General features: G+C 66.5%; 18 protein-coding genes and 1 tRNA gene. 9 read left to right on the forward strand and 10 right to left on the reverse strand.

Annotated elements, in window-relative coordinates:
* Entirely contained in the window at window positions 1-393 is a 393-nt protein-coding gene (locus tag ACSR87_RS07715) for a DUF2073 domain-containing protein (RefSeq protein WP_004044951.1), read from the reverse strand.
* A 6-nt stretch (window positions 394-399) separates the two neighbouring features.
* On the reverse strand, window positions 400-1,041 hold the full coding sequence (locus tag ACSR87_RS07720; protein WP_004044952.1) for an Era-like GTP-binding protein: 642 nt from the start codon (window positions 1,039-1,041) through the stop codon (window positions 400-402).
* 1,397 nt (window positions 1,042-2,438) lie between these two features.
* Between ACSR87_RS07720 and ACSR87_RS07725 the strand changes: the two genes are divergently transcribed.
* Window positions 2,439-4,145: a Cdc6/Cdc18 family protein gene (locus tag ACSR87_RS07725; RefSeq protein WP_498530077.1), complete on the forward strand. Its 1,707-nt coding sequence runs from the start codon at window positions 2,439-2,441 to the stop codon at window positions 4,143-4,145.
* Window positions 4,146-4,186: 41 nt separating this feature from the next.
* On the opposite strand, the gene ACSR87_RS07730 is transcribed toward ACSR87_RS07725, so the two are convergent.
* On the reverse strand, window positions 4,187-4,969 hold the full coding sequence (locus tag ACSR87_RS07730) for a S26 family signal peptidase (protein WP_498531048.1): 783 nt from the start codon (window positions 4,967-4,969) through the stop codon (window positions 4,187-4,189).
* Window positions 4,970-5,113: 144 nt separating this feature from the next.
* On the opposite strand from ACSR87_RS07730, the gene ACSR87_RS07735 reads away from it, so the two are divergent.
* Window positions 5,114-6,715, forward strand: a complete 1,602-nt coding sequence (locus ACSR87_RS07735) for a DNA-directed DNA polymerase II small subunit (protein WP_498530078.1) — start codon at window positions 5,114-5,116, stop codon at window positions 6,713-6,715.
* Window positions 6,716-6,853: 138 nt separating this feature from the next.
* Complete coding sequence (locus ACSR87_RS07740) at window positions 6,854-7,981, forward strand: oxidoreductase (protein WP_498530079.1); 1,128 nt, start codon at window positions 6,854-6,856, stop codon at window positions 7,979-7,981.
* A gap of 123 nt (window positions 7,982-8,104) precedes the next feature.
* Here ACSR87_RS07740 and ACSR87_RS07745 read toward each other — a convergent pair whose 3' ends face one another.
* Complete coding sequence (locus tag ACSR87_RS07745) at window positions 8,105-8,914, reverse strand: ZIP family metal transporter (RefSeq protein ID WP_498530080.1); 810 nt, start codon at window positions 8,912-8,914, stop codon at window positions 8,105-8,107.
* Between the two features lie 107 nt (window positions 8,915-9,021).
* Entirely contained in the window at window positions 9,022-9,450 is a 429-nt protein-coding gene (locus ACSR87_RS07750) for a hypothetical protein (RefSeq protein ID WP_004044961.1), read from the reverse strand.
* A 187-nt stretch (window positions 9,451-9,637) separates the two neighbouring features.
* On the opposite strand from ACSR87_RS07750, the gene ACSR87_RS07755 reads away from it, so the two are divergent.
* A complete protein-coding gene (locus ACSR87_RS07755; protein WP_115801961.1) occupies window positions 9,638-10,816 on the forward strand; it encodes an aspartate kinase in 1,179 nt (392 codons plus the stop codon).
* Window positions 10,817-11,041: 225 nt separating this feature from the next.
* Window positions 11,042-12,388, forward strand: a complete 1,347-nt coding sequence (locus ACSR87_RS07760) for a tryptophanase (RefSeq protein WP_498530081.1) — start codon at window positions 11,042-11,044, stop codon at window positions 12,386-12,388.
* A gap of 29 nt (window positions 12,389-12,417) precedes the next feature.
* Here ACSR87_RS07760 and ACSR87_RS07765 read toward each other — a convergent pair whose 3' ends face one another.
* Together ACSR87_RS07765 and ACSR87_RS07770 are read right to left on the reverse strand one after the other, a co-directional pair.
* Window positions 12,418-13,077 (reverse strand): metallophosphoesterase family protein, encoded by a 660-nt coding sequence (locus ACSR87_RS07765; protein WP_008576514.1) that lies wholly within the window; start codon window positions 13,075-13,077, stop codon window positions 12,418-12,420.
* A gap of 91 nt (window positions 13,078-13,168) precedes the next feature.
* Entirely contained in the window at window positions 13,169-13,741 is a 573-nt protein-coding gene (locus ACSR87_RS07770; protein ID WP_008576515.1) for an IMP cyclohydrolase, read from the reverse strand.
* Window positions 13,742-13,873: 132 nt separating this feature from the next.
* On the opposite strand from ACSR87_RS07770, the gene ACSR87_RS07775 reads away from it, so the two are divergent.
* Window positions 13,874-13,946 (forward strand) — tRNA-Gln (locus ACSR87_RS07775).
* Window positions 13,947-14,107: 161 nt separating this feature from the next.
* Here the strand turns inward: ACSR87_RS07775 and cgi121 are convergent.
* Window positions 14,108-14,602: a KEOPS complex subunit Cgi121 gene (gene cgi121 / locus ACSR87_RS07780; RefSeq protein WP_498530082.1), complete on the reverse strand. Its 495-nt coding sequence runs from the start codon at window positions 14,600-14,602 to the stop codon at window positions 14,108-14,110.
* Complete coding sequence (locus ACSR87_RS07785; protein WP_498530083.1) at window positions 14,599-17,091, reverse strand: ATP-dependent DNA helicase; 2,493 nt, start codon at window positions 17,089-17,091, stop codon at window positions 14,599-14,601. The genes cgi121 and ACSR87_RS07785 overlap by 4 nt, the downstream gene beginning before the upstream one ends.
* Window positions 17,092-17,200: 109 nt before the next feature.
* Between ACSR87_RS07785 and ACSR87_RS07790 the strand changes: the two genes are divergently transcribed.
* The 3 genes from ACSR87_RS07790 (at window position 17,201) to ACSR87_RS07800 (ending at window position 18,554) form a co-directional block, all read left to right on the forward strand.
* On the forward strand, window positions 17,201-17,446 hold the full coding sequence (locus tag ACSR87_RS07790) for a ferredoxin (protein WP_498530084.1): 246 nt from the start codon (window positions 17,201-17,203) through the stop codon (window positions 17,444-17,446).
* A gap of 162 nt (window positions 17,447-17,608) precedes the next feature.
* Window positions 17,609-17,695 (forward strand): hypothetical protein, encoded by an 87-nt coding sequence (locus ACSR87_RS07795; protein WP_422653684.1) that lies wholly within the window; start codon window positions 17,609-17,611, stop codon window positions 17,693-17,695.
* A gap of 4 nt (window positions 17,696-17,699) precedes the next feature.
* The gene (locus ACSR87_RS07800; RefSeq protein ID WP_498530085.1) at window positions 17,700-18,554 is read left to right on the forward strand and encodes a DUF7089 family protein; all 855 of its coding nucleotides are present in this window, start codon (window positions 17,700-17,702) and stop codon (window positions 18,552-18,554) included.
* Window positions 18,555-18,575: 21 nt separating this feature from the next.
* On the opposite strand, the gene ACSR87_RS07805 is transcribed toward ACSR87_RS07800, so the two are convergent.
* Window positions 18,576-19,154 carry a DUF7090 family protein gene (locus ACSR87_RS07805; protein WP_498530086.1) on the reverse strand — a complete coding sequence of 193 codons (579 nt, stop codon included), beginning with the start codon at window positions 19,152-19,154 and terminating at the stop codon, window positions 18,576-18,578.
* Between the last annotated feature and the right edge of the window lie 59 nt (window positions 19,155-19,213).

A 19,213-nucleotide genomic window follows, 5' to 3' on the forward strand; every position in this document is an offset into this window, starting at 1 on the left:
CTACTTTCGCGAGACGAGCGCGCTGATGAGATTCTCGTCCTTGTGAAGCGTCTGAATCTGGTTCGCAGGACCAATGACCGTGAGCTTCTGGGTCGACTGTCGGCCCATGAGCCGGTCGAGGAAGCTCTGGTCTGCGGTCTGCGAACGCGGATACGTCTCGATTTCGATACCGTTGAACTCGTCGGGGCTTATCTCGGCCATCGTGACTTCGATAAGCTTCGACTCCTCGTCGGGCGAGAGGCCTTCCTCCAGGATGACGATGTTTCCGTCACGGACGCCGTCGAGGATGAGTCGAATCTTCTCCATGCTGGTGAGGTTTGCCATCCGATTCCCGCTGAAGAGGTCTATCTGGACCCCGTCGGAGCCGTTGTCGGAGGCGGTTGCTTCAGGCATGGTGAATCACGCGAAGTACTTCGCGATTTTGGCGTACACTTCGTCCATGTTCTCCCCTTCGAGCGCTGACAACTCGACTGTTTCGTGCTGTGGGTACGCGTTCGCGATGCGCTCGACGTTCGAGTCTTCGAGGTCGATTTTGTTCGCGAAGATGAGCACGGGCAGGTCCTGGCTCTCGATGATACCGATGAGCATCGTGTTGACCTGCGATATCGGGTCCTTCGTGCTGTCGAGCACGTAAATGACGCCGTCGACGTCCTCGCGGAGCCAGTGCATGGCCTCGGCGACGCCCTCGGTCGCCTCGCGGGACCGGCGAACGGCGTCGTCTTTCTCCATGTCGTGTTCGAGGAACTCCTTGTAATCGACCTTCGTCGTAACCCCCGGGGTGTCGACGATGTCGATAGTGACTTTCTTGCCGTTCCGCTCGATTTCGACGTTCTCTTTCCGCCTGGCGCGGCGAGTCTCGTGAGGGATGTGGCTCTCGGGACCGACGGCGTCACCGGTCCAATCACGGGCGATACGATTTGCGAGAGTCGTCTTCCCGGCGTTGGGCGGGCCATATATACCGATCCGCTTCGGCTCGCTCTCCGAAAAGAGCCGGTCGACGACTCGTGAGATGCTGTCTCTTAAATCTGTGAGCAGTCCCATCCTGGGCCTCCCGCACCTCCCGAACGCGTCGTGGAGGGCGTATGGAGGTATCACCCAACCGGACTCACTTAAGCACTACGTCAGACACCAGTCACGTGGTCGACAAAACGACAGAAAAGAACGTCGGTGACGGCGGTCAGTCCGATTGGACGAACGCGAACGACGAAATCGACAGGCCGGCGTTCGGTCGGAACGTACCGAGCGACCGAAAGGCGGCCGCTCGGCGGCGGTACCGCATTCGCTTAGTTGTTACTTTGGGCGTACACGTGCGTAACTCGAACGGACACCGAGCAGTGACCTCCAGAGTACCGCAGCGTCTCTCGAACACGACGAGGGTACTGAAGCCGCCGCGCCGACCTCCCCGCACTCTGTCCTCGCCGCAGTAGTCGTAGTTCTGATAAGATGACACGAGCTGCGGGACGTGAACGACTCGCAAGGCAACACCCCCACCCCTTCGTTTCAGGTGGAACGGGCCGAAGGGGTGGGTGGGGGGAGACCGCTAGACGGCGATCGGATGTTAATTGAATAGATGGAACAAGTAATAATATTAGTTTTCTCTCTACTACGGGTATGGTATGCGGATATCTGTGATAAAACCACCGCTATACAAAGACTGCCGAGACCCCCTCCCCTCCTGCTCGCGGCTCCACCTGAAACGAAGGGGTGTGGGGGAATCGAGACGCAGGCGTTTCCCGTCGAACTGGAGAACGACAGTTAATTGCAGAAGAAATCGAGACGTTACACAGGGTTGATACTCGCTCTACTACTCGAATTCGTCCAAATCGTTATTCGGGCATCTCCACACGAAACGAAGGGGTCACTCCCATCGAGTTTTCCTGTCGGGGACACATCGCACGTCGAGTTCCACTCCAACGACGCCCGTTGGTCGGTCACCGCCACTGCTCAGTTACTGTCGGTACTCGGTCTCCGACACCCATCCGGCTACCCACCATCGTTCAGTCACGCTGCCGCGCAGTTGCCGGCGCAACTCGTTACCCACCACTCGGCCGACTCGACTTGTTCGGTCTCGACTTGTTCGGTCTCGGCCTGTTTCGACTCGACTCGACCCGAGCCGACTTTCCGACGCGACTCGATTTGTCTGCTCGCCGTCTGGTTCGTCTCCCAGCGACCGCCGGTACCGACGACATCGCCGGGGGAGCGATACTGATACGCGCGGGTTCTCGTGTTGAAACGGTCCCGTCCGGCCGAGTTCCGGTCGAACGGCGGCGGACGGGTCGGAGAAGTAAGATTTTTGTACCGACTGTTCGTTTGGTTCCTTTGCATCATCTGGAATCGCCTTCTTCGGCGTGATGCGTAAATGCCGACTATCACCGGCTTCACGCACCCTATACGCCGCCGCGGGCGACTATTCCACTTGAAACAAAGGGGTATTCACGATGGACGAGGAAGAGAATCCGCGAGGCGGCGCACGAGGGGAAGCCGGGAACAGCACGCCGGACGATGGCGGCGCGGACGCCGACGCCGATGCTGGCACCGACACCGACGACATACCCAGTAACGACGCGTCCGGCGGTGACGGTTCCGCCGACGGTTCCGCCGACAGTTCCGCCGTCGAGGACGACGTGTCGCCCGAAGACATCGACATTCAGGCGAGCATCGGTCCCGACGCCGACGCACCCGACGCGTCCGACGAGGACCTCGACCAGCACAAAGACCCCGACGTCGGCCTCGACAAAGTCGTTCTCAACGACGACGAAGGGTCGAAAGGGCTGTTCGACGACCTTCTCGCCGGCGAGCCGATTTTCGAGAACAAGGAAGTCCTCCGCCCGTCGTACACGCCACACGAACTCCCGCACCGGACTGACCAGATAAACCAGATGGCGACGATTCTCGTCTCCGCCCTGCGCGGAGAGACGCCGTCGAACATCCTCATCTACGGGAAGACGGGGACCGGGAAGACCGCGAGCGCGAAGTTCGTCAGCCAGGAGCTCGAATCTACCTCCCAGAAGTACGACGTGCCCTGCGAGGTCGAGTACATCAACTGCGAGGTGACGGACACGCAGTACCGCGTGCTCGCCCAGCTCGCGAACAAGTTCATCGAGAAGAACGTCGAGCGCATCGAGGCCGAACAGGAGCGCCTCGACGAGATGCGCACGCGGGCGACCGAAGACCCCAACGCCCTCGAAGAGACGCCCTACGACTCCATCGCCGAAATCGACGAGCGCGCGGCGGAACTCGACGACGACGCCGACGAGATGGAGACGGTGCCGATGACCGGGTGGCCGACCGACCGCGTCTACACGACGTTTTTCGACGCGGTCGACTACAAGGAGCGCGTGGTCGTCATCATGCTCGACGAAATCGACAAACTGGTCGAGAAGTCGGGCGACGACACGCTCTACAACCTCTCGCGGATGAACTCCGAACTCGACAACTCCCGCATCTCCATCATGGGCATCTCGAACGACCTGAAGTTCACCGACTTCCTCGACCCCCGGGTCAAGTCGAGCCTCGGCGAGGAGGAAATCGTCTTCCCGCCGTACGACGCGAACCAACTCCGCGACATCCTCCAGCACCGCGCCGACGTGGCGTTCAAGCCCGGTGCGCTCACCGACGACGTGATTCCGCTGTGCGCCGCGTTCGCCGCGCAGGAACACGGCGACGCCCGGCGCGCCCTCGACCTGCTCCGCACGGCCGGCGAACTCGCGGAGCGCGGGCAGGCCGACACCGTCGAGGAGGCCCACGTCCGACAGGCGCAGGACAAAATCGAACTCGACCGGGTGGTCGAGGTCGTCCGCACCCTGCCCACGCAGTCGAAAATCGTCCTCTTCGCCATCATCCTCCTGGAGAAAAACGGCGTCCGCAACATCAACACCGGCGAGGTGTTCAACATCTACAAGCGCCTCTGCGAGGAGATCGACGCCGACGTGCTGACCCAGCGCCGCGTCACCGACCTCATCTCGGAACTCGACATGCTCGGCATCGTCAACGCCGTCGTCGTCTCGAAGGGTCGCTACGGCCGGACCAAGGAAATCAGCCTGTCCGTCCCCATCGACGAGACCGAGGCCGTCCTGCTGACGGACTCCCGACTCGGCGACATCGAGAGCGCACAGCCGTTCGTGCAGGCGCGGTTCGACAACTGAGGAACGAACGAAGAACGTCCGACGCTTTTAGTGCACTCGCGTCACGCCGCGAGCGCGGCGGTCCGCATCGGTGTGTTCCCCGCTTCGACCCGAAGCGGTGCCGTCGTCGCCGGCGCGTCGCTTCCCGCCGCGTTTGCCGTCGACGCGTCGGGAACCGCCGTTTCCATCGTCGGCACGTCGACGAACTCGACAGGGGCGGGCGCGACCGGCGTCGTCGTCGCCATCGAGTTGGCGAGCGTCAGCCGAACCCACCCGAGAAGCGGGATACGGATTCGCGCGACGCCTTGGACCCACTCGGGGCGGACCGGGTCGGCGATGCCGCTTACTTGGTCGTACCGGGGGTTGTTGTCGCCTTTCGTGATGAAGCCGCTGTACTCGGCGGGGCAGTTGGCGAGTTCTCGGCAGTTGTCGGCCGACATGTACTCGGGGTTCGCCCGGTCGTACCAGTTCTCTCCGTCGTCGACCCAGAACATCGCCCGATGGATAATCGGGGGACCTGCCGACCCGGGGTCGTCGTAGACGATGACGCTCCCGGGGCCGCCGAACTTCCGGTAGTCGACCTCCGCGCCCGTCTCGGCCGTGACGACGGCGGTCCCCTCGACCGCCGAGTCGGGGGCGTATCGCTCCGGCCCCGTGATGAACACGAGGTCGCCTTTGTGCATGTGCGGTTCCATGCTCCCGCTTTCGACGGCGACCATCGGCGGCCACACGCCGCTCAGCGCGAACAGGAGCAACCCGACGGCCAACACGGCGAGCGCGCTCGTCAGGAGTTCGCGGACGAACAGAAGCGGCCCCTCCTCTGCCGTCCGAAGCCGAGTTAGCACGCCTTCGTCGGAGGTTGGACCGCGCCGCGAGTCGGGGGAGGGCGGGCGGCCATCGTCGTCACTCATCACTCCCAGTTTACCCGGACTGGGTTTCAACGTTCTGGGTTTCGGCATCCTTTTTGCCGCGTGTCGCGCACTCCGGGTGTGCCACTGGAGACGCCGGCGCGCATCGTCCGGACGCTCGTCGGTCGCGGCTACAACGCCGAACGCGAGGCCGTGACCCTCATCGCCGGCTCCGACGACCCCGGCCGAACCCTCGCCCGCGTCGTCGAAGCCGCCCCGGACAACGCGCTTCGCATCACCGCCGACCACGTCCGCGAGGTGCTCGCGTCCGCCCCCGCCGCGGACCCGTCGGGAACCGAACCGACGCCCCCGGCCGCTGCGGACGCTGCGAACGCCGCGGATGCCGACCCAGCCGCCTCCGCCGCATCAGACCCCTCCGTTTCCGCTGCAACATCGCACGACAACGCGGCCCACACCGACCAGTCTGCTCCAGCCGAAGCGCAGGGGACATCGGGCGGTCGGAACGTCGACCCGGCGCTTCGGTCCCTCGAAATCGCCAACGACATGACCGGCCAGTCGACGGGGACCGGCGAGTACGACGACTTCGTGAAGGTGTTCCGCGACCGCTACGAGAAGCTCTCGAAGCTGCTCCGCGGGCGCGTCAACCACCGCCCCGCGAAGGCCATCTCGAACATGTCCGGCGGCGAGGACGCCGAACTCATCGGCCTCGTCGACGACGTGCGCTCCACCAAGAGCGGCCACTGGATTATCGACCTCGAGGACACGACGGGGACGTTCCCCTGTCTCGTGATGAAGGACAAGGACATCGCGGGCTACGTCGACGAACTCCTCATGGACGAGTGCATCGCCGTGCAGGGGACGCTGTCGGGCGACGCGGGCATCCTCTTCGTCGACTCGATGCATTTCCCCGACGTGCCGCGGAGCCACCGCCCCAACACCGCCGACAGGGACGTGCAGGCGGCGCTCATCTCCGACGTGCACGTCGGCAGTCAGGAGTTCATGGCCGACGCGTGGAACCGCTTTGCCGACTGGCTCCACACCGAGGAGGCAGCGCGAATCGAGTATCTCCTCATCGCCGGCGACATGGTCGAAGGCGTCGGCGTCTACCCGAATCAGGACGAAGAACTCGACGTCATCGACATCTACGAGCAGTACGAGGCGTTCTCCGAACACCTCAAATCGGTGCCCGGCGACCTGGAAATCGTGATGATTCCGGGCAACCACGACGCGGTCCGACTCGCGGAGCCCCAACCCGGCTTCGACGACGAACTCCGCGACATCATGTCGGCTCACGACGCCCGCATCACGAGCAACCCTTCGATGGTCACGCTCGAAGGCGTCAACGTGCTCATGTACCACGGCGTCTCGCTCGACGAGGTCATCGCCGAGCTGCCGGCCGACAAGGCGAGCTACGACGAGCCGCACAAGGCGATGTACCAGCTCCTGAAGAAGCGCCACGTCGCGCCGCAGTTCGGGGGCCACACCCGCCTCGCGCCCGAGGAACTCGACTACCTCGTCATGGAGGACGTGCCCGACATCTTCCACACCGGCCACGTCCACAAACTCGGCTGGGGCAAGTACCACAACGTCCTCGCGGTCAACTCCGGCTGCTGGCAGGCCCAGACCGACTTCCAGAAATCGGTCAACATCGACCCCGACGCCGGCTACGCGCCCATCGTCGACCTCGACACGCTGAACATGACGGTCCGGAAGTTCTCCTGAGGCGGCCGTTCACTACTGACGACCGTTCGACTCAGCGACCGCTCTCCCGACAGTATGATCCTTGTTAGCACGCCGGATGTGCGACGGTCGGGACCATTCCGCCGTCGCTTTTTATCCGCGACGCGCACAGCATCGGTGATGACTGACGACGCGCTGTTCGACGCGACGAGCCTGAACGACCTGTCGCTCGTCAACCGAGTCGGGCTGGCACCGATGACGCGCATCAGCGCCACCGACGAGGGCTTGGCGACCAACGAGATGGCCCACTACTACCGGAAGTTCGCCGACGGCGGCTTCGGCTTTCTCGTCACCGAGGGCGTCTACACGGACGACGCGTACAGTCAGGGCTATCTGAACCAGCCGGGACTCGTCACCGACGACCACGTCGAGGCGTGGACGACCGTCACGGACGCCGTCCACGAGGTCGACACGCCGATTTTCGCGCAGTTGATGCACGCCGGGGCGCAGTCGCAGGGCAACCCCCACCTCGACGGCGACCGGACGCTCGCACCCTCCGCGGTCCAGCCAGACGGCCAGAAGGCCGAGGCCTACGGCGGCAGCGGCGAGTTCGCGGTCCCGAAGGCGGCCGACGAGACCGACCTCGCAACCGCCCGCGAGGGGTTCGTGCGGGCGGCGACGAACGCGGTCGAAGCCGGCTTCGACGGCGTGGAACTTCACGGCGCGAACGGCTACCTGCTCAACGAGTTCCTCGCGGCGGACGCGAACCGACGCGGCGACGAGTACGGCGGCGGTCCCGAGTCCCGCGTAACATTCCCCGCCGAGGTGCTTTCGGCGGTCACCGACGCGGTCCCCGAGGAGTTCGTCGTCGGCATCCGCGTCTCGCAGGAAAAAGTGACCGCCGGCGACTACGAGTGGCCCGAGGGCGAGGACGCGGCCGCGGTCTTCTTCGAGGAGCTGTCGGCGGCCGGAGCCGACTACGTTCACACGACTGAGACCGACGCGACGACTCCGACTTTCGGCGCGGACGGCCCGTCGCTCGCTGAGGCCGCCGCCGAGTACGTCACGGATGACACGGTCGTCATCGCCAACGGCGGGCTCGGCGACCCGGACGCGGCGCGGGCCGCCGTCGACGCTGGCGCGGACCTGTTCACGCTGGGCACGAGCGCGCTCGCCAACCCGGACTGGCCGGCACGCGTGGCCGCCGGCGACGACCTCGACGCGTTCGACCCGGCGAAGTACCTCGCGCCGACCGCCGGGCTCTCGGACCATGAGGTCCCGTCCGAGCCGCCGCTCGCGGACGATTGACGCGCACTCGACAGCGACTTTCTACCGGCAACTCGACGACTGAACCCCTTCGCTTCCACTCGAACTCCCGTTTTTGCAGGTTCCCGGAGCGCCCTGTTTTCGGGCATTGCGCCGCTGCTTCGACTACCCGAGCGTCACGTCGAGGTAGAGCATCACGACGACGCCGACCATCGTCCCGAACGTCGCCACGCGCTCGTGGCCGTTCGAGTGCGTCTCGGGGACGATTTCGTCGGAGATGACGAACAGCATCGCGCCGGCGGCGAAGCCCATCGCGTAGGGAAGCAGCGCCGCGGCGTACTGGATGGCCCACGCGCCGAAGACGGCGAGCGGAATCTCCACGAGGCCGGCGCGGATGCCCGCGAACGTCGCGTAGGTCGTGTTCCGAAGCCCGGCGTTGACGGCGGCGATGGAGACGGCCAGCCCCTCGGGGATGTTCTGGATGCCGATGGCGAGCATCAGCGGGATGGCGGTCCCGAGGTCGCCGGAGCCGAAGCCGACCCCGACGGCGAGACCCTCGGGCATGTTGTGGATGGTGATGGCGACGATAAACAGGATGACTGAGGCCATCTTTTTGTCCGTCTCCGGGGCGTCCGCTCGGGTCTTGCCGGTCACGAGGATGTGGACGTGCGGAATCCACAGGTCGGCTTGGTCGAGGACGACGACGCCGATGACGAAGCCGACGAGGACGGGAACCGGACTCCCGCCCGCCGCCTCGATGCCGGGGAGGATGAGGCTCGTGAAACTCGCGGCGAGCATGACGCCGGCGGCGAAGCCGAGGAGCGTGTCGAGCGAGCGCTTCGAGGGGTCGCGCCAGACGAGAATGAGGAGCGCGCCGAGCATGTTCATCCCGGCGATGACGATGCCGCCGAGGAGGCCCTGCATCACCGGGCTCGACCCGGCGAGCGAGACGAACAGCTCTTCGACCGCCGTCACGGCCGTCTCACTTCCGGTCGCCGGTACCCGCGTCGTTCGGTCATGGACCACCTGACGAGCGGGAGGTATGTATTCCCTCCGTCGTTCTCGCCGGCCGCGAGGCTCGACTATCCCGTCTCGTCGAGGACGTACCGAAGCGTCGGGGACCCTTCGAACCGCGGGCCGTGGCCGACGCGGTCGAAGCCGACGTGCTCGACCGCCTCGCACAGCGGAGCCTCGGATTCGAGGACGAGCACCTCGACCGGCAGGTCTTCGGCGCTGGCGAAGCGCAGCGGCTCTTCGAGCAGTCGCCGCACCGCCGCCTCGGTGCCGCCGAGGCGGGTGACGTGGAGGACGCCGTCGCGGACGTCGAAGCCGACGAAGCCGAGCACCGGTTCGTCGTCGGCCGGCGCGTCGGCGTGGGGGTCCGAACTCGTCTCGGCGGTGGCGAGGCGGACCGTCCGGTCGCGTATCAGCCGACGCATCGCCCGTATCGGCGCGTCGGCGACGGCGGCGAGCGCCTCGGCGTCGGTGTCAACGGCGTCTCTGACATCCATGCCCGAACGTTCCGCGGCTTCGGTGATAAATCTCCGCCCGCGAGCCGTCGGTATGGGCCGTCTCAGCGCCGGACTCGCGGGTGACGGCAACGGTTGAATCGGAGGACATAGTTATACGTCCCCCCGCGTTAGCCCCTCGCATGTTTACCAACGGAGCCCCGAAGCGACGCCACGCACCGGAGGAACGATGCGCGTAGTCGCGAAGTTCGGCGGCACCTCGCTCGGTAGCGGCGACCGAATCAACCGCGCCGCCGACTCCATCGCCGCGGCCGTCGAACACGGCCACGAAATCGCCGTCGTCGCCTCCGCGATGGGCTCGACGACCGACGACCTCCTCGACGAGATCAAGTTCGAGGCCGACGACCGCGACCGCGCCGAAATCGTCTCGATGGGCGAGCGGACCAGCGTGCGCATGCTCAAGGCGGCGCTGGCCGCCCGCGGCGTCAACGCCCTGTTCGTCGAACCCGGCACCGACGAGTGGCCGGTCATCACGAACGACCTCGGCGAGGTCGACGTCGAGGCGACCAGAGAGCGGGCCGCGAAGCTCGCCGCCGAACTCGACGGCGTCGTCCCGGTCATCACCGGCTTCCTCGCGCAGAATCACGACGGCGAAATCACGACGCTCGGTCGCGGCGGCTCCGACACCTCCGCCGTGATGCTCGGCAACTACATGGACGCCGACGAGGTCGTCATCGTGACCGACGTGGAGGGCGTCATGACCGGCGACCCGCGCGTGGTCGAAGGCGCGCGCAACGTCGGCCGCATCACCGTCGACGAACTCCGAAACCTCTCGTTCCGCGGGGCCGAGGTCGTCGCGCCGTCCGCGCTCTCGTACAAGGACGCGGCGCTGGACGTTCGCGTCGTCCACTACCAGCACGGCGACCTGCTCACCGGCGGGACGCTCATCGAAGGCGAGTTCCACAACCTCATCGACATGCAGGAAGAGCCCCTCGCGTGTCTCACCGTCGCCGGGCGGGCGATTCGCAACCGACCGGGCATCCTCGCGGACCTCTCGACCGCGCTCCGAGAGGAGGACATCAACGTCGATTCGGTCGCCTCCGGGATGGACTCCATCACGTTCTACGTCCTCGAAGACGATTCCGACCGGGCCGAGGCCGTCCTCCACGACCGCGTCGTCGCCGACGACGCGCTGTCGTCGGTCACCGTCGAAGACGACATCGCCGTCGTCCGCGTCACCGGCGGCGAACTCCCGAACCGCCCCGGCGTCATCCTCGACATCGTCGAGCCGCTGTCCGAGGCCGGCATCAACATCCACGACGCCATCACCTCCGCGACCTCCGTCGCCATCTTCGTGGCGTGGGACGACCGAGAGGAGACGCTCGGCATCATCCAAGACGAGTTCTGAGCCGGTTCTCGTCGCTGCTCTCGAAGCAGTTTCTCGCGCGCTCGCGTCCCCGAAAGTGACATCGCTCGACCGGTGGTCGTCGGCGGTCGCTGAAGTCGGCTCGTGGCGAGAACGGAACAGCCGGCGACACCGATGCACACACCAGTCCACGAGCGCCGAAAATCGGGCGTCGTCCCTCGATTTTCCGCCTGCCGATTACTTCACATTCGCGGGCCTATTGCGGGCATGAAATCGTACAAGGCGAAGATGGTCGAGCCCATCGAACTCCCCTCGCGCGAGGAGCGCGAGGCCGCCCTCGAACGCGCCGGCTACAACGCGTTCAACCTCGACGCTCGCGACGTGTACATCGACCTCTTGACCGATTCGGGGACGGGAACGATGTCCGCAGAGCAGTGGGCGGCGATGATTCGCGGCGACGAGGCCTACGCCGGCAGCGAGTCGTTCGCCCGGCTCGCGGAGTCGGTCCGCGACGTGATGGGCTTCGAGCACGTCGTGCCGACCCATCAGGGCCGCGGCGCGGAGAACGTCCTCTACGGCGTCCTCTTGGAGGACGGCGACGTGGTGCCGAACAACTCCCATTTCGACACGACCCGCGCCCACGTCGTCAATCAGGGTGCGGAGCCGGTCGACTGCCCGTCGCCCGCCGCCCGCGACCCCAACTCGACGGAGACGTTCAAGGGCAACTTCGACATCGACGCGGGCTACGCGCTCGTCGAGGAGGTCGGGGCCGACGCGATTCCCGTCGTCGCCCTCACCATCACGAACAACTCCGTCGCCGGCCAGCCGGTCTCGATGGCGAACATCCGCGCCACCGCCGAGTTCGCCCGCGACATCGACGCCATGTTCGTCATCGACGCCTGCCGGTTCGCGGAGAACGCCCACTTCATCAAGACCCACGAGGCGGGCTACGAGAACCACTCGGTTGCCGAAATCGCCCGCGCGCAGTTTGAACACGCCGACGCCATCACCATGTCCGGGAAGAAGGACGCCCTCGTCAACATCGGCGGCTTCGCCGCGATGCGCGACGAGACGGTGTTCGAACACGCGAAACAGCGCGCCATCCTCTACGAGGGCTTTCCCACCTACGGCGGCCTCTCGGGCCGCGACATCGAGGCGATGGCCGTCGGCCTCCGCGAGGCCGTCACGCCGCCGTACGTGTCCGACCGCGTCGAGCAGGTGGCCGAACTGGGCGACCTGCTGGTCGAGGCCGGCGTCCCCGTCTACCAGCCGACCGGCGGCCACGCGGTCTATCTCGATGCCGGCGAGGTGTTCCCGCACATCCCGAAAGAGGAGTTCCCCGGACAGGAACTCGTCTGCGCGCTCTACCTCGAAGGCGGCGTTCGCGGCGTCGAACTCGGCGGCTTCGCGTTCCCCGGCACCGACCGGCCGGACCTCGTGCGCCTCGCGCTCCCGCGGCGCACATACAGCCGCGAACACCTCGAACACGTCGCTGAGACGGCCGCGAAGGTGATGGACTCCGCCGGCGAGTACGGCGGCCTCGAAATCGTCGCGGAGCCGCCGATGAAGGAGCTTCGGCATTTCTCGGCGCGGCTCGAACCGGTGTCGAACTGACGGCTTCAGGACAGCTCCTCGCGTTCCCCCTATTTTCCCTCGTACAGCCGACTCGCCAGTCGCTCCGGCAGGCCGGCCTCGCGCACGCGCTCCGCGACGCGGTCGATGTCGTAGTTGACGCGTTCCGCCTCGATTTCCATCGCGTCGAGGTCGACGACCGCGTAGGCCGCCCGCGGGTCGCCGTCGCGGGGCTGGCCGACGCTACCGGGGTTCAGCACGATTCCGTCGTCGTAGATTCGGTGGCCCTGGACGTGAGTGTGACCCAACACCAGCAGGTCCTCGTCGTCGAGGAGCGACGGCGAGAAGTCGTCGGGATAGGTGTAGCGGTCGGGGTGGTTCGGATGGCCGTGGGCGAGTTTGACCCGCCCGTCGGCGAGGGTTCGGGTCTTCGGAAGCCCGGAGAGCCACTCCATCGACGCCGGCGACAGCGCGTCGCGGGCGTAGTCGACGCCCGCGGCCGCCATGCTGTTGAAGCGGAAGCCAGTCCCCGACGTGACCGCGCGGTCGTGGTTCCCCGAGACGGTCGGCACGTCCCGTTCTGCGAGTTCGGACACGCACTCCTCGGGCCACGGGTTGTAGCCGACCACGTCGCCGGCGCAGACCAGTCGGTCGACCGAGGGCATCGATTCGAGCACCGCTTCGAGTGCCGGGAGGTTCCCGTGCACGTCCGAGATGACGCCCAGACGCATGGCTCCGTGTACGAGAGCGCGGCTGAAAAATCTCGGGCCGAGGTGGCTCGTACGACAGCGCGCCCGCCCGCGGCGAGACGCCGAAGTCGCGTTACTCGCCGTTGTAGAAGGCGGTCTCGACCGCGTCGCCGACGGTCGCGGCGGCGGCGCAGACGGCGTGTTCGAACTCGTGGTCGTACAGTTCGCGGGCCGCGTCGGCGGCGGTCTCCGCGTCGAGGTCGAACGCGCGGGGGTCGTCTTCCTCGTAGGTCGCCACGAGCGTCGGTTCGGTAACGGCTTCGACGACGAGGGCGTCCTTGCGGACGATACCGATGAAGGCCTCGTCGTCGCCGACGACGCCGGCGATGCGGGGCGTGTCGTAGTCGTCTTTCTCGTAGTCGAGCGCGAGCAGAATCTCCGCGAGCGCGTCGCGCGGCGGGTAGCCGAGGTCGAGTTTCTCCGCGACGGGGTCGACCTGCGAGCCGTTGCCGACGACGACGTAGTCGCCGCCCTCGCGGACGCAGTTGTAGGCGATGTAGGGGTTGTCGGTCTCGGGGGCGTCGGGCGTCGGCCCGACGGTCAGGGCGTCGTCCCGGTCGACGACCTGTCGGTTCGGGAAGGACCGAGAGGAGACGCGATACGCACCGATTCCGGGGCCAACGACGACGAAACGTCCGACGTACATACACGACAGTGGATAGAATAGGGGCAAATAGCTGGCGGTTTATGCACGTCTGTCCGTCACCGTGCCATAAAATCCCACGGCGGAACCGACACGCAACGTTTACAAATACCCGCGAAGTACGAACTGATGCGAAGTCCCATGGGGTAGTGGCCAATCCTGTTGCCTTCTGGGGGCAACGACCCAGGTTCGAATCCTGGTGGGACTACTTCTCCGATTCTCACGTTCTTCGAGGCCGTGCCATCCCCTGTTCTCCAGTTGAAACGAAGGGGTAGGATTCGAAAACCCAAGGGGTTCGTTTCGAGTGGAGTTTTTGAGCACGGATTCGCAGGACCTCCGAATACGGCCGATACGGGCCGCGAAAAACGCTTAGCGGTCGACCGCGAGCAGCGCGACTCGCTCTCTGACCAGCGATGGGAGGTCGCCGTCGACGACGCGCAACTCCGTCTCGCCCACGTCGAACACGCCGCGGACGAGGCTCTCGTCGTAATCACCGAGGGTCTCTGCGGGTTCGAGGTCGAGGCGGTCGAACAGCGCGGCCTCGGCGGCGGCCTCGTCGCCGCCGTCGACGAGAAGCACGACCGGGAGCGTCCCCTCCGAGACGCCGATTTCGAACGCGCGGTTAATCTGCCGGCGGCCGCTGGCGTAGAGGAGGATTTCGACGGCGCGGTCGCGGGCGATTTCGTTGCCGCGGGCGATGGCCCGGTCGGCGAGTTCGACCGCTCGTTCGAGGTGCTCGCGGTCCACGACGTACCGGGCGTCGAACGCCTGCACCGTCGCGCCCGTCTCGTCGGCCACGTCGCCGACGGTCGCGATGAACGAATCGAGGTCCGAGACGGTCGCCTCGGCTTCGAGGAGCCTCATTCGAAATCACCCAGACTGGCCTGCTGGTCGGCGCGCTCTTTGGCCGTCTCGAAGCCGGCGTCGTCGGGGACGGCGTCGTCCGGCGCGTCGTCTTCGTCCACCTCGTCCATCGAGGGGTCCTTTCTTCCTGCGGCTTCGAGGATGTTTTGGGCCGTCTTCCGGCGACCCCGGAGGGCGGCGAGGACGCGCGACTTGTCGGCCTCGCGGAGGTCGGCCCGAGTTTCGACGCCGGCCTCGAACAGTCGGCGGGCGCGCTTTCGGCCGACGCCGCGGACGCCGGCGAGGTCGAGCAGTTCCTCGCGGACGCCGTACTCGACGCGCTTTTTCGCCTCGCGGACCGCGTACACCGAATCGAGGTCGAGTTCGGAGGCGAGTCGCTCGGCCGCGCCGAGGAGCCACTCGGCCGTCTCGACTTTCCCGCGGATGTCGCCGGGGCCGACGCCGTAGCGCTCCGTGATGCGGTCCTCGTCCACCTCGCCGGCCCAGTCTTCGAGGAGTTTCGCGGTCTTCAGCGCCGACAGCCAGTCTTCGAACGCCACGTCCTCGTACTCCGAGGGCACGCGCCCGAGGAACTCCGGTTCGCGCCCGTAGCACAGTTCCGTGTAGGTCTCGCGGTCGCCGGACTTCAGGTAGAGGTGATACATATCGGGCGTCCGGCAGACGAGGTGATAGAGGCCGAGCGGCGTCGGATACGTCCGGTCGGTCTCGAACGCGTCGGCGTCGGCGTCATCGTCGCTCTCGCTGCCGTCGCCGCTCTCTCCGTCTCCGCCGCCGCTCCCCGCCGCGACCATCTCACTGGCTCGCTGGAACCCGCCATTTTCGTCGGTGCCGTCGTCCGATTCGCTCCGCGCTCGTGTCGGTTTCTCGGGCGTCTCACCCGCGAGCGCCCGGAGCTTCTCGTTTCGGTGGTCCGCCGCCCATTCGAGGCCGTCGATGATTTCGGCGGCGCTCATCGGGTCGAGGTAGAGTCGAGAGACGGTGTGGCCGACGGGCGTCGCCCGAATCGTCTCGCCGTCGAACTCGACGAACCCGTTTACTTCGAGGTAGTCGAGCACGCGGTCGGTCACCTGTCCGAGTCGCTCGGGGTCGTCGGTCTGGGTCGCATACAGCGTCTGGTCGAGGAATTCGAGCAGCCCTTCGCGGGTGTGGGCGAAGCCGGAGGCGACCGTGGCGAGCAGGTGCGTCCGCAGCGCGGGTTCGGCCGCGAGCTTCGACCGCACGTCCTCGGCGTCGGCCCAGATGTACCGCTCGAACAGCTCGTCGCGGGCGTCGGCGTCCTTCGCCAACAGCACCGCCTCGCCGTAGGGGTCGAGGCCGGGCCGACCGGCGCGACCCATCATCTGGTGGACTTCGAGCACGTCCAGCGGTTTCATCCCGCCGTAGTCGCCGTCGTAGCGCTGCCAGTCGCGGACGACGACGCGGCGGCTCGGGGTGTTGACGCCGGCGGCGAGCGTCGGCGTCGCGCAGATACATTTGATGAGTCTGTCGCGGAAGGCGTCTTCCACGAGCGTTCGGTGTTCCGCGGCGAGTCCCGCGTGGTGGAACGCCGCGCCTTTGGCGACCGCGTTGGCGAGGTCCTCGGAGGTCTCGGTGTCGGACACGTCGCGTATCTCGGCGGCGAGCTCCGCGAGGTCGCTGCGCTCGTCGCCGGTGATGTACCGCTCCGTCACGTCGGCCATGCGGCGGGCCGCGGACTCCGCGTTGCGCCGCGAGTTCACGAAGACGAGCGAGGAGCCTTGGTCGCCCTCGCCGTCGCCCTCCAGCGCGTCGGCGACGAGCGCGGGCGTCTGTCTTTCCCCGCGGCCGACCGGCACCTCGCGTTGGCTCCCGTCGGCGAAGGAGACGGCGTTGCCGTAGTGGACGCCCATCTTGAGGTCGATGGGTCGCCAGTCGGACTTGACGAGCTTCGCGTCGAGCCAGTCGGAGACGACGCCCGCGTTGCCGACGGTCGCCGAGAGTGCGACGATTTGCAGGTTCGTGTTGAGTCGGCGGAGCTTCGCCAGCGTGACCTCCAGCGTCGGCCCGCGGTGGCGGTCGTCGACGAGGTGGACTTCGTCGGCGACGACGCAGGTGAGTTGGTCCATCCACGCCGCGTTGTTTCGGACGAGCGAGTCCACCTTCTCGCTCGTGGCGACGATGATGTCGCGCGAGGAGAGCCACTCGCCGTCGGACTCGTAGTTGCCGGTCGAGACGCCCACGTCGATGCCGTACTCCTCCCAGCGCTCGAACTCGGCTTTCTTCTCGGAGGCGAGCGCCCGGAGCGGGACGATGTACAGCGCCTTCCCGCCGCGCGCGACGCTCGACAGCATCGCCAGTTCAGCGATGAGCGTCTTCCCGCTCGCGGTCGGGACGGCGGCCACGAGGCTCTCGCCGTCCGTCAGCCCGGCCTCGACGGCCTCGGCCTGCGGCGGATACAGCTCCTCGATGCCCTCGTCGCGGAGGGCCTCGGGAATCCCCGTCGGCAGGCCCGTCAGGTCCGCAGTTCGCATTGCATCTCCCTTGGACCGTCCCCCGGTTTAAGCCATCGGGTCGGTTCGGGCGCGGGCGCGCCGGTCCCGCGTCGGCAGGGCTTTGTACGGCCCGGCGGTACGGTGGCGCATGAAAGTCGAGTACGACCGCGACACCTGCATCGGCATGTTCCAGTGTGTCGACGAGTGGGAGGGCTTCGAAAAGAACGTCGACGACGGCAAGGCCGACCTCCTCGACGCCGAGGAGACCGACGACGGCGTCTTCGTCCGCGAGATTCCCGAGGACGCCGAGTTCGACGCGAAGTTCGCCGCCCGCGTCTGCCCCGTCGAGGCGATCCGCATCCTCGATGACGACGGCGAACAGCTCGTTCCCTGACCGCGACGCCGACGAGCCTGCTGTTTTCTCTCGCGTCCGCGCCGCGACCGACCCGTGTGACCGCCGACCGTGGGCCGCGTCCCCGAACCCCTCCGTTTCGACTGGAGATTCGACCGACGATAGAGTGTAACAGTTAAGCGGCGGGCCCCTAATCGTGCCACTATGAGCCAAGCGACGAAAATCGTGCTCGGTACCGTCGGCGTGTCGGCCCTGCTTGCCGTCGTGTTCGTCGGGATGAGCATCGCCTGAACGGATGTTCGAGACGCGCAGCCTGCCGTCGGACCTCGAATCGGTCCGCGACGACTACGCCCCCGGCGCGCTCGTGTTGGACGTGGCCGGCGACTTCGACACCATTCCCCCCGAGGCCGCCGAAAACCTCGGGCTGGTGGTCGAGTCGCTCTCCCCGGCGGCGTACCCTGCCGAGTGGCTACCGGACGACGCGCCCCAACAGCTTCGGCGCTACGCGTCGTCGGATTTCACCATCGGGATGCCCGGCGACGGCACCGTGACGTGGTCCCGACAGACCGACCCGCCGGTCGTGCTGGTGAAGTACCGCGCGAAGGGGACGCCGGACGACTTTCTGGATTTCCTCATCGCCGAGGCGTTCGTGCAGGCCGGGAACGACGAGATTCCCGAACACTTCCTCCCCTTCTTCGGTGAGCAGTACGCCGCCCTCGCGGCGGCGACGCCGCTCGGCCCGAGCGAGACGTATCAGGTCGCCGCCGCCCTCTACGAGGGCTGGGTCGGCCTCCACACCCGCGAGGCGTTCGCGTCGTGGGAGGGCGACCACGACCGCCTCCACGAGGCGTGGGTCGACGCCGGCGGCCGCCTCGACGACCGCCTCGAAAATCTCCCGCGGCTCGTCGCGCTCGGCAGACTCTCGTTCGCCGAGGCGACCGAGTTCGCGTGTTCGGCCGTCAAACACGGCCGCGACCTCCCCGCGCCGTTTTCGGCGCTGGACACCGCGGCGTACCGCGACCACGGCCCGAGCTACGCGGTCAAGTGGGCCGAAAAGACGTTCGAGCAGCTCGCGGCCGACGACGACGCGGAATCGGGTGACGGCGCGGCCGACGACGACTCGGCCGCCGACGACGCCGACTCGGCGTAGTCGGTCGCCTCGCGTTCTGCCTCAGAACTCGGTTTCGACGGTACCGTCCTCGTCGAGGTCGACGACGCCGTCGAACAGTTCGCGGAAGCGGTCGAGCGTCTCCTGGTCGTGGACCTCCTTCGAGAGGTGGAACAGCCCCACCGCGTCGAACTCCTCGAGGAGTTCGAGAATCTGTTTCGTCGCCTCGAAGGCGCGGTCCTCGTCGGCGTAGTAGGCCATCTCCGTGACCGAATCGACGCTGAGCCGGAGCTTTCCGTCGTGGCGTTCGAGGAACTGCCGGGTCTTCTCGACGATGGCGTCGAGGTCGTCGGGGGCCGCGACGTAGTGGATGTTGTCCGAACTGCGTCGGGAGTAGCCGCGCTCGATAGACAGCGTGTCGAGGATGGTGGCGCTGGACTCGTCGACCTCGTAGTGTTCCAGTTTCTGTTCGACCTCGCGCGCGGTCGTCCGCGTCGAGACGACGAGGAAGCGGTCGGTGTCGACCTTGAAGAAGTCGGTGTCGATACGGTCGGTCTCGCCGATGCTCGGATGAAGGAGCAAGATACCTGTGCCGCCCGGAATCGTCGCGGGCGCGTCTTCGATGGCGAGCTCGTAATCCATACCCCAAGCAGTTACCCTGCCGACTTAATCCTTCATGCCGCTCGGGCGGCGTCGTCCCG

The organism is Haloferax sp. SDI50, assembly GCF_059802635.1.

Bases quoted from the DNA above. Each gene is read 5' to 3' on its own strand.
- ACSR87_RS07715 (WP_004044951.1), bottom strand. From the start codon at position 393: ATGCCTGAAGCAACCGCCTCCGACAACGGCTCCGACGGGGTCCAGATA.
- ACSR87_RS07720 (WP_004044952.1), bottom strand. From the start codon at position 1,041: ATGGGACTGCTCACAGATTTAAGAGACAGCATCTCACGAGTCGTCGAC.
- ACSR87_RS07725 (WP_498530077.1), top strand. From the start codon at position 2,439: ATGGACGAGGAAGAGAATCCGCGAGGCGGCGCACGAGGGGAAGCCGGG.
- ACSR87_RS07740 (WP_498530079.1), top strand. From the start codon at position 6,854: ATGACTGACGACGCGCTGTTCGACGCGACGAGCCTGAACGACCTGTCG.
- ACSR87_RS07750 (WP_004044961.1), bottom strand. From the start codon at position 9,450: ATGGATGTCAGAGACGCCGTTGACACCGACGCCGAGGCGCTCGCCGCC.
- ACSR87_RS07755 (WP_115801961.1), top strand. From the start codon at position 9,638: ATGCGCGTAGTCGCGAAGTTCGGCGGCACCTCGCTCGGTAGCGGCGAC.
- ACSR87_RS07760 (WP_498530081.1), top strand. From the start codon at position 11,042: ATGAAATCGTACAAGGCGAAGATGGTCGAGCCCATCGAACTCCCCTCG.
- ACSR87_RS07765 (WP_008576514.1), bottom strand. From the start codon at position 13,077: ATGCGTCTGGGCGTCATCTCGGACGTGCACGGGAACCTCCCGGCACTC.
- ACSR87_RS07770 (WP_008576515.1), bottom strand. From the start codon at position 13,741: ATGTACGTCGGACGTTTCGTCGTCGTTGGCCCCGGAATCGGTGCGTAT.
- cgi121 (WP_498530082.1), bottom strand. From the start codon at position 14,602: ATGAGGCTCCTCGAAGCCGAGGCGACCGTCTCGGACCTCGATTCGTTC.
- ACSR87_RS07785 (WP_498530083.1), bottom strand. From the start codon at position 17,091: ATGCGAACTGCGGACCTGACGGGCCTGCCGACGGGGATTCCCGAGGCC.
- ACSR87_RS07790 (WP_498530084.1), top strand. From the start codon at position 17,201: ATGAAAGTCGAGTACGACCGCGACACCTGCATCGGCATGTTCCAGTGT.
- ACSR87_RS07795 (WP_422653684.1), top strand. From the start codon at position 17,609: ATGAGCCAAGCGACGAAAATCGTGCTCGGTACCGTCGGCGTGTCGGCC.
- ACSR87_RS07800 (WP_498530085.1), top strand. From the start codon at position 17,700: ATGTTCGAGACGCGCAGCCTGCCGTCGGACCTCGAATCGGTCCGCGAC.
- ACSR87_RS07805 (WP_498530086.1), bottom strand. From the start codon at position 19,154: ATGGATTACGAGCTCGCCATCGAAGACGCGCCCGCGACGATTCCGGGC.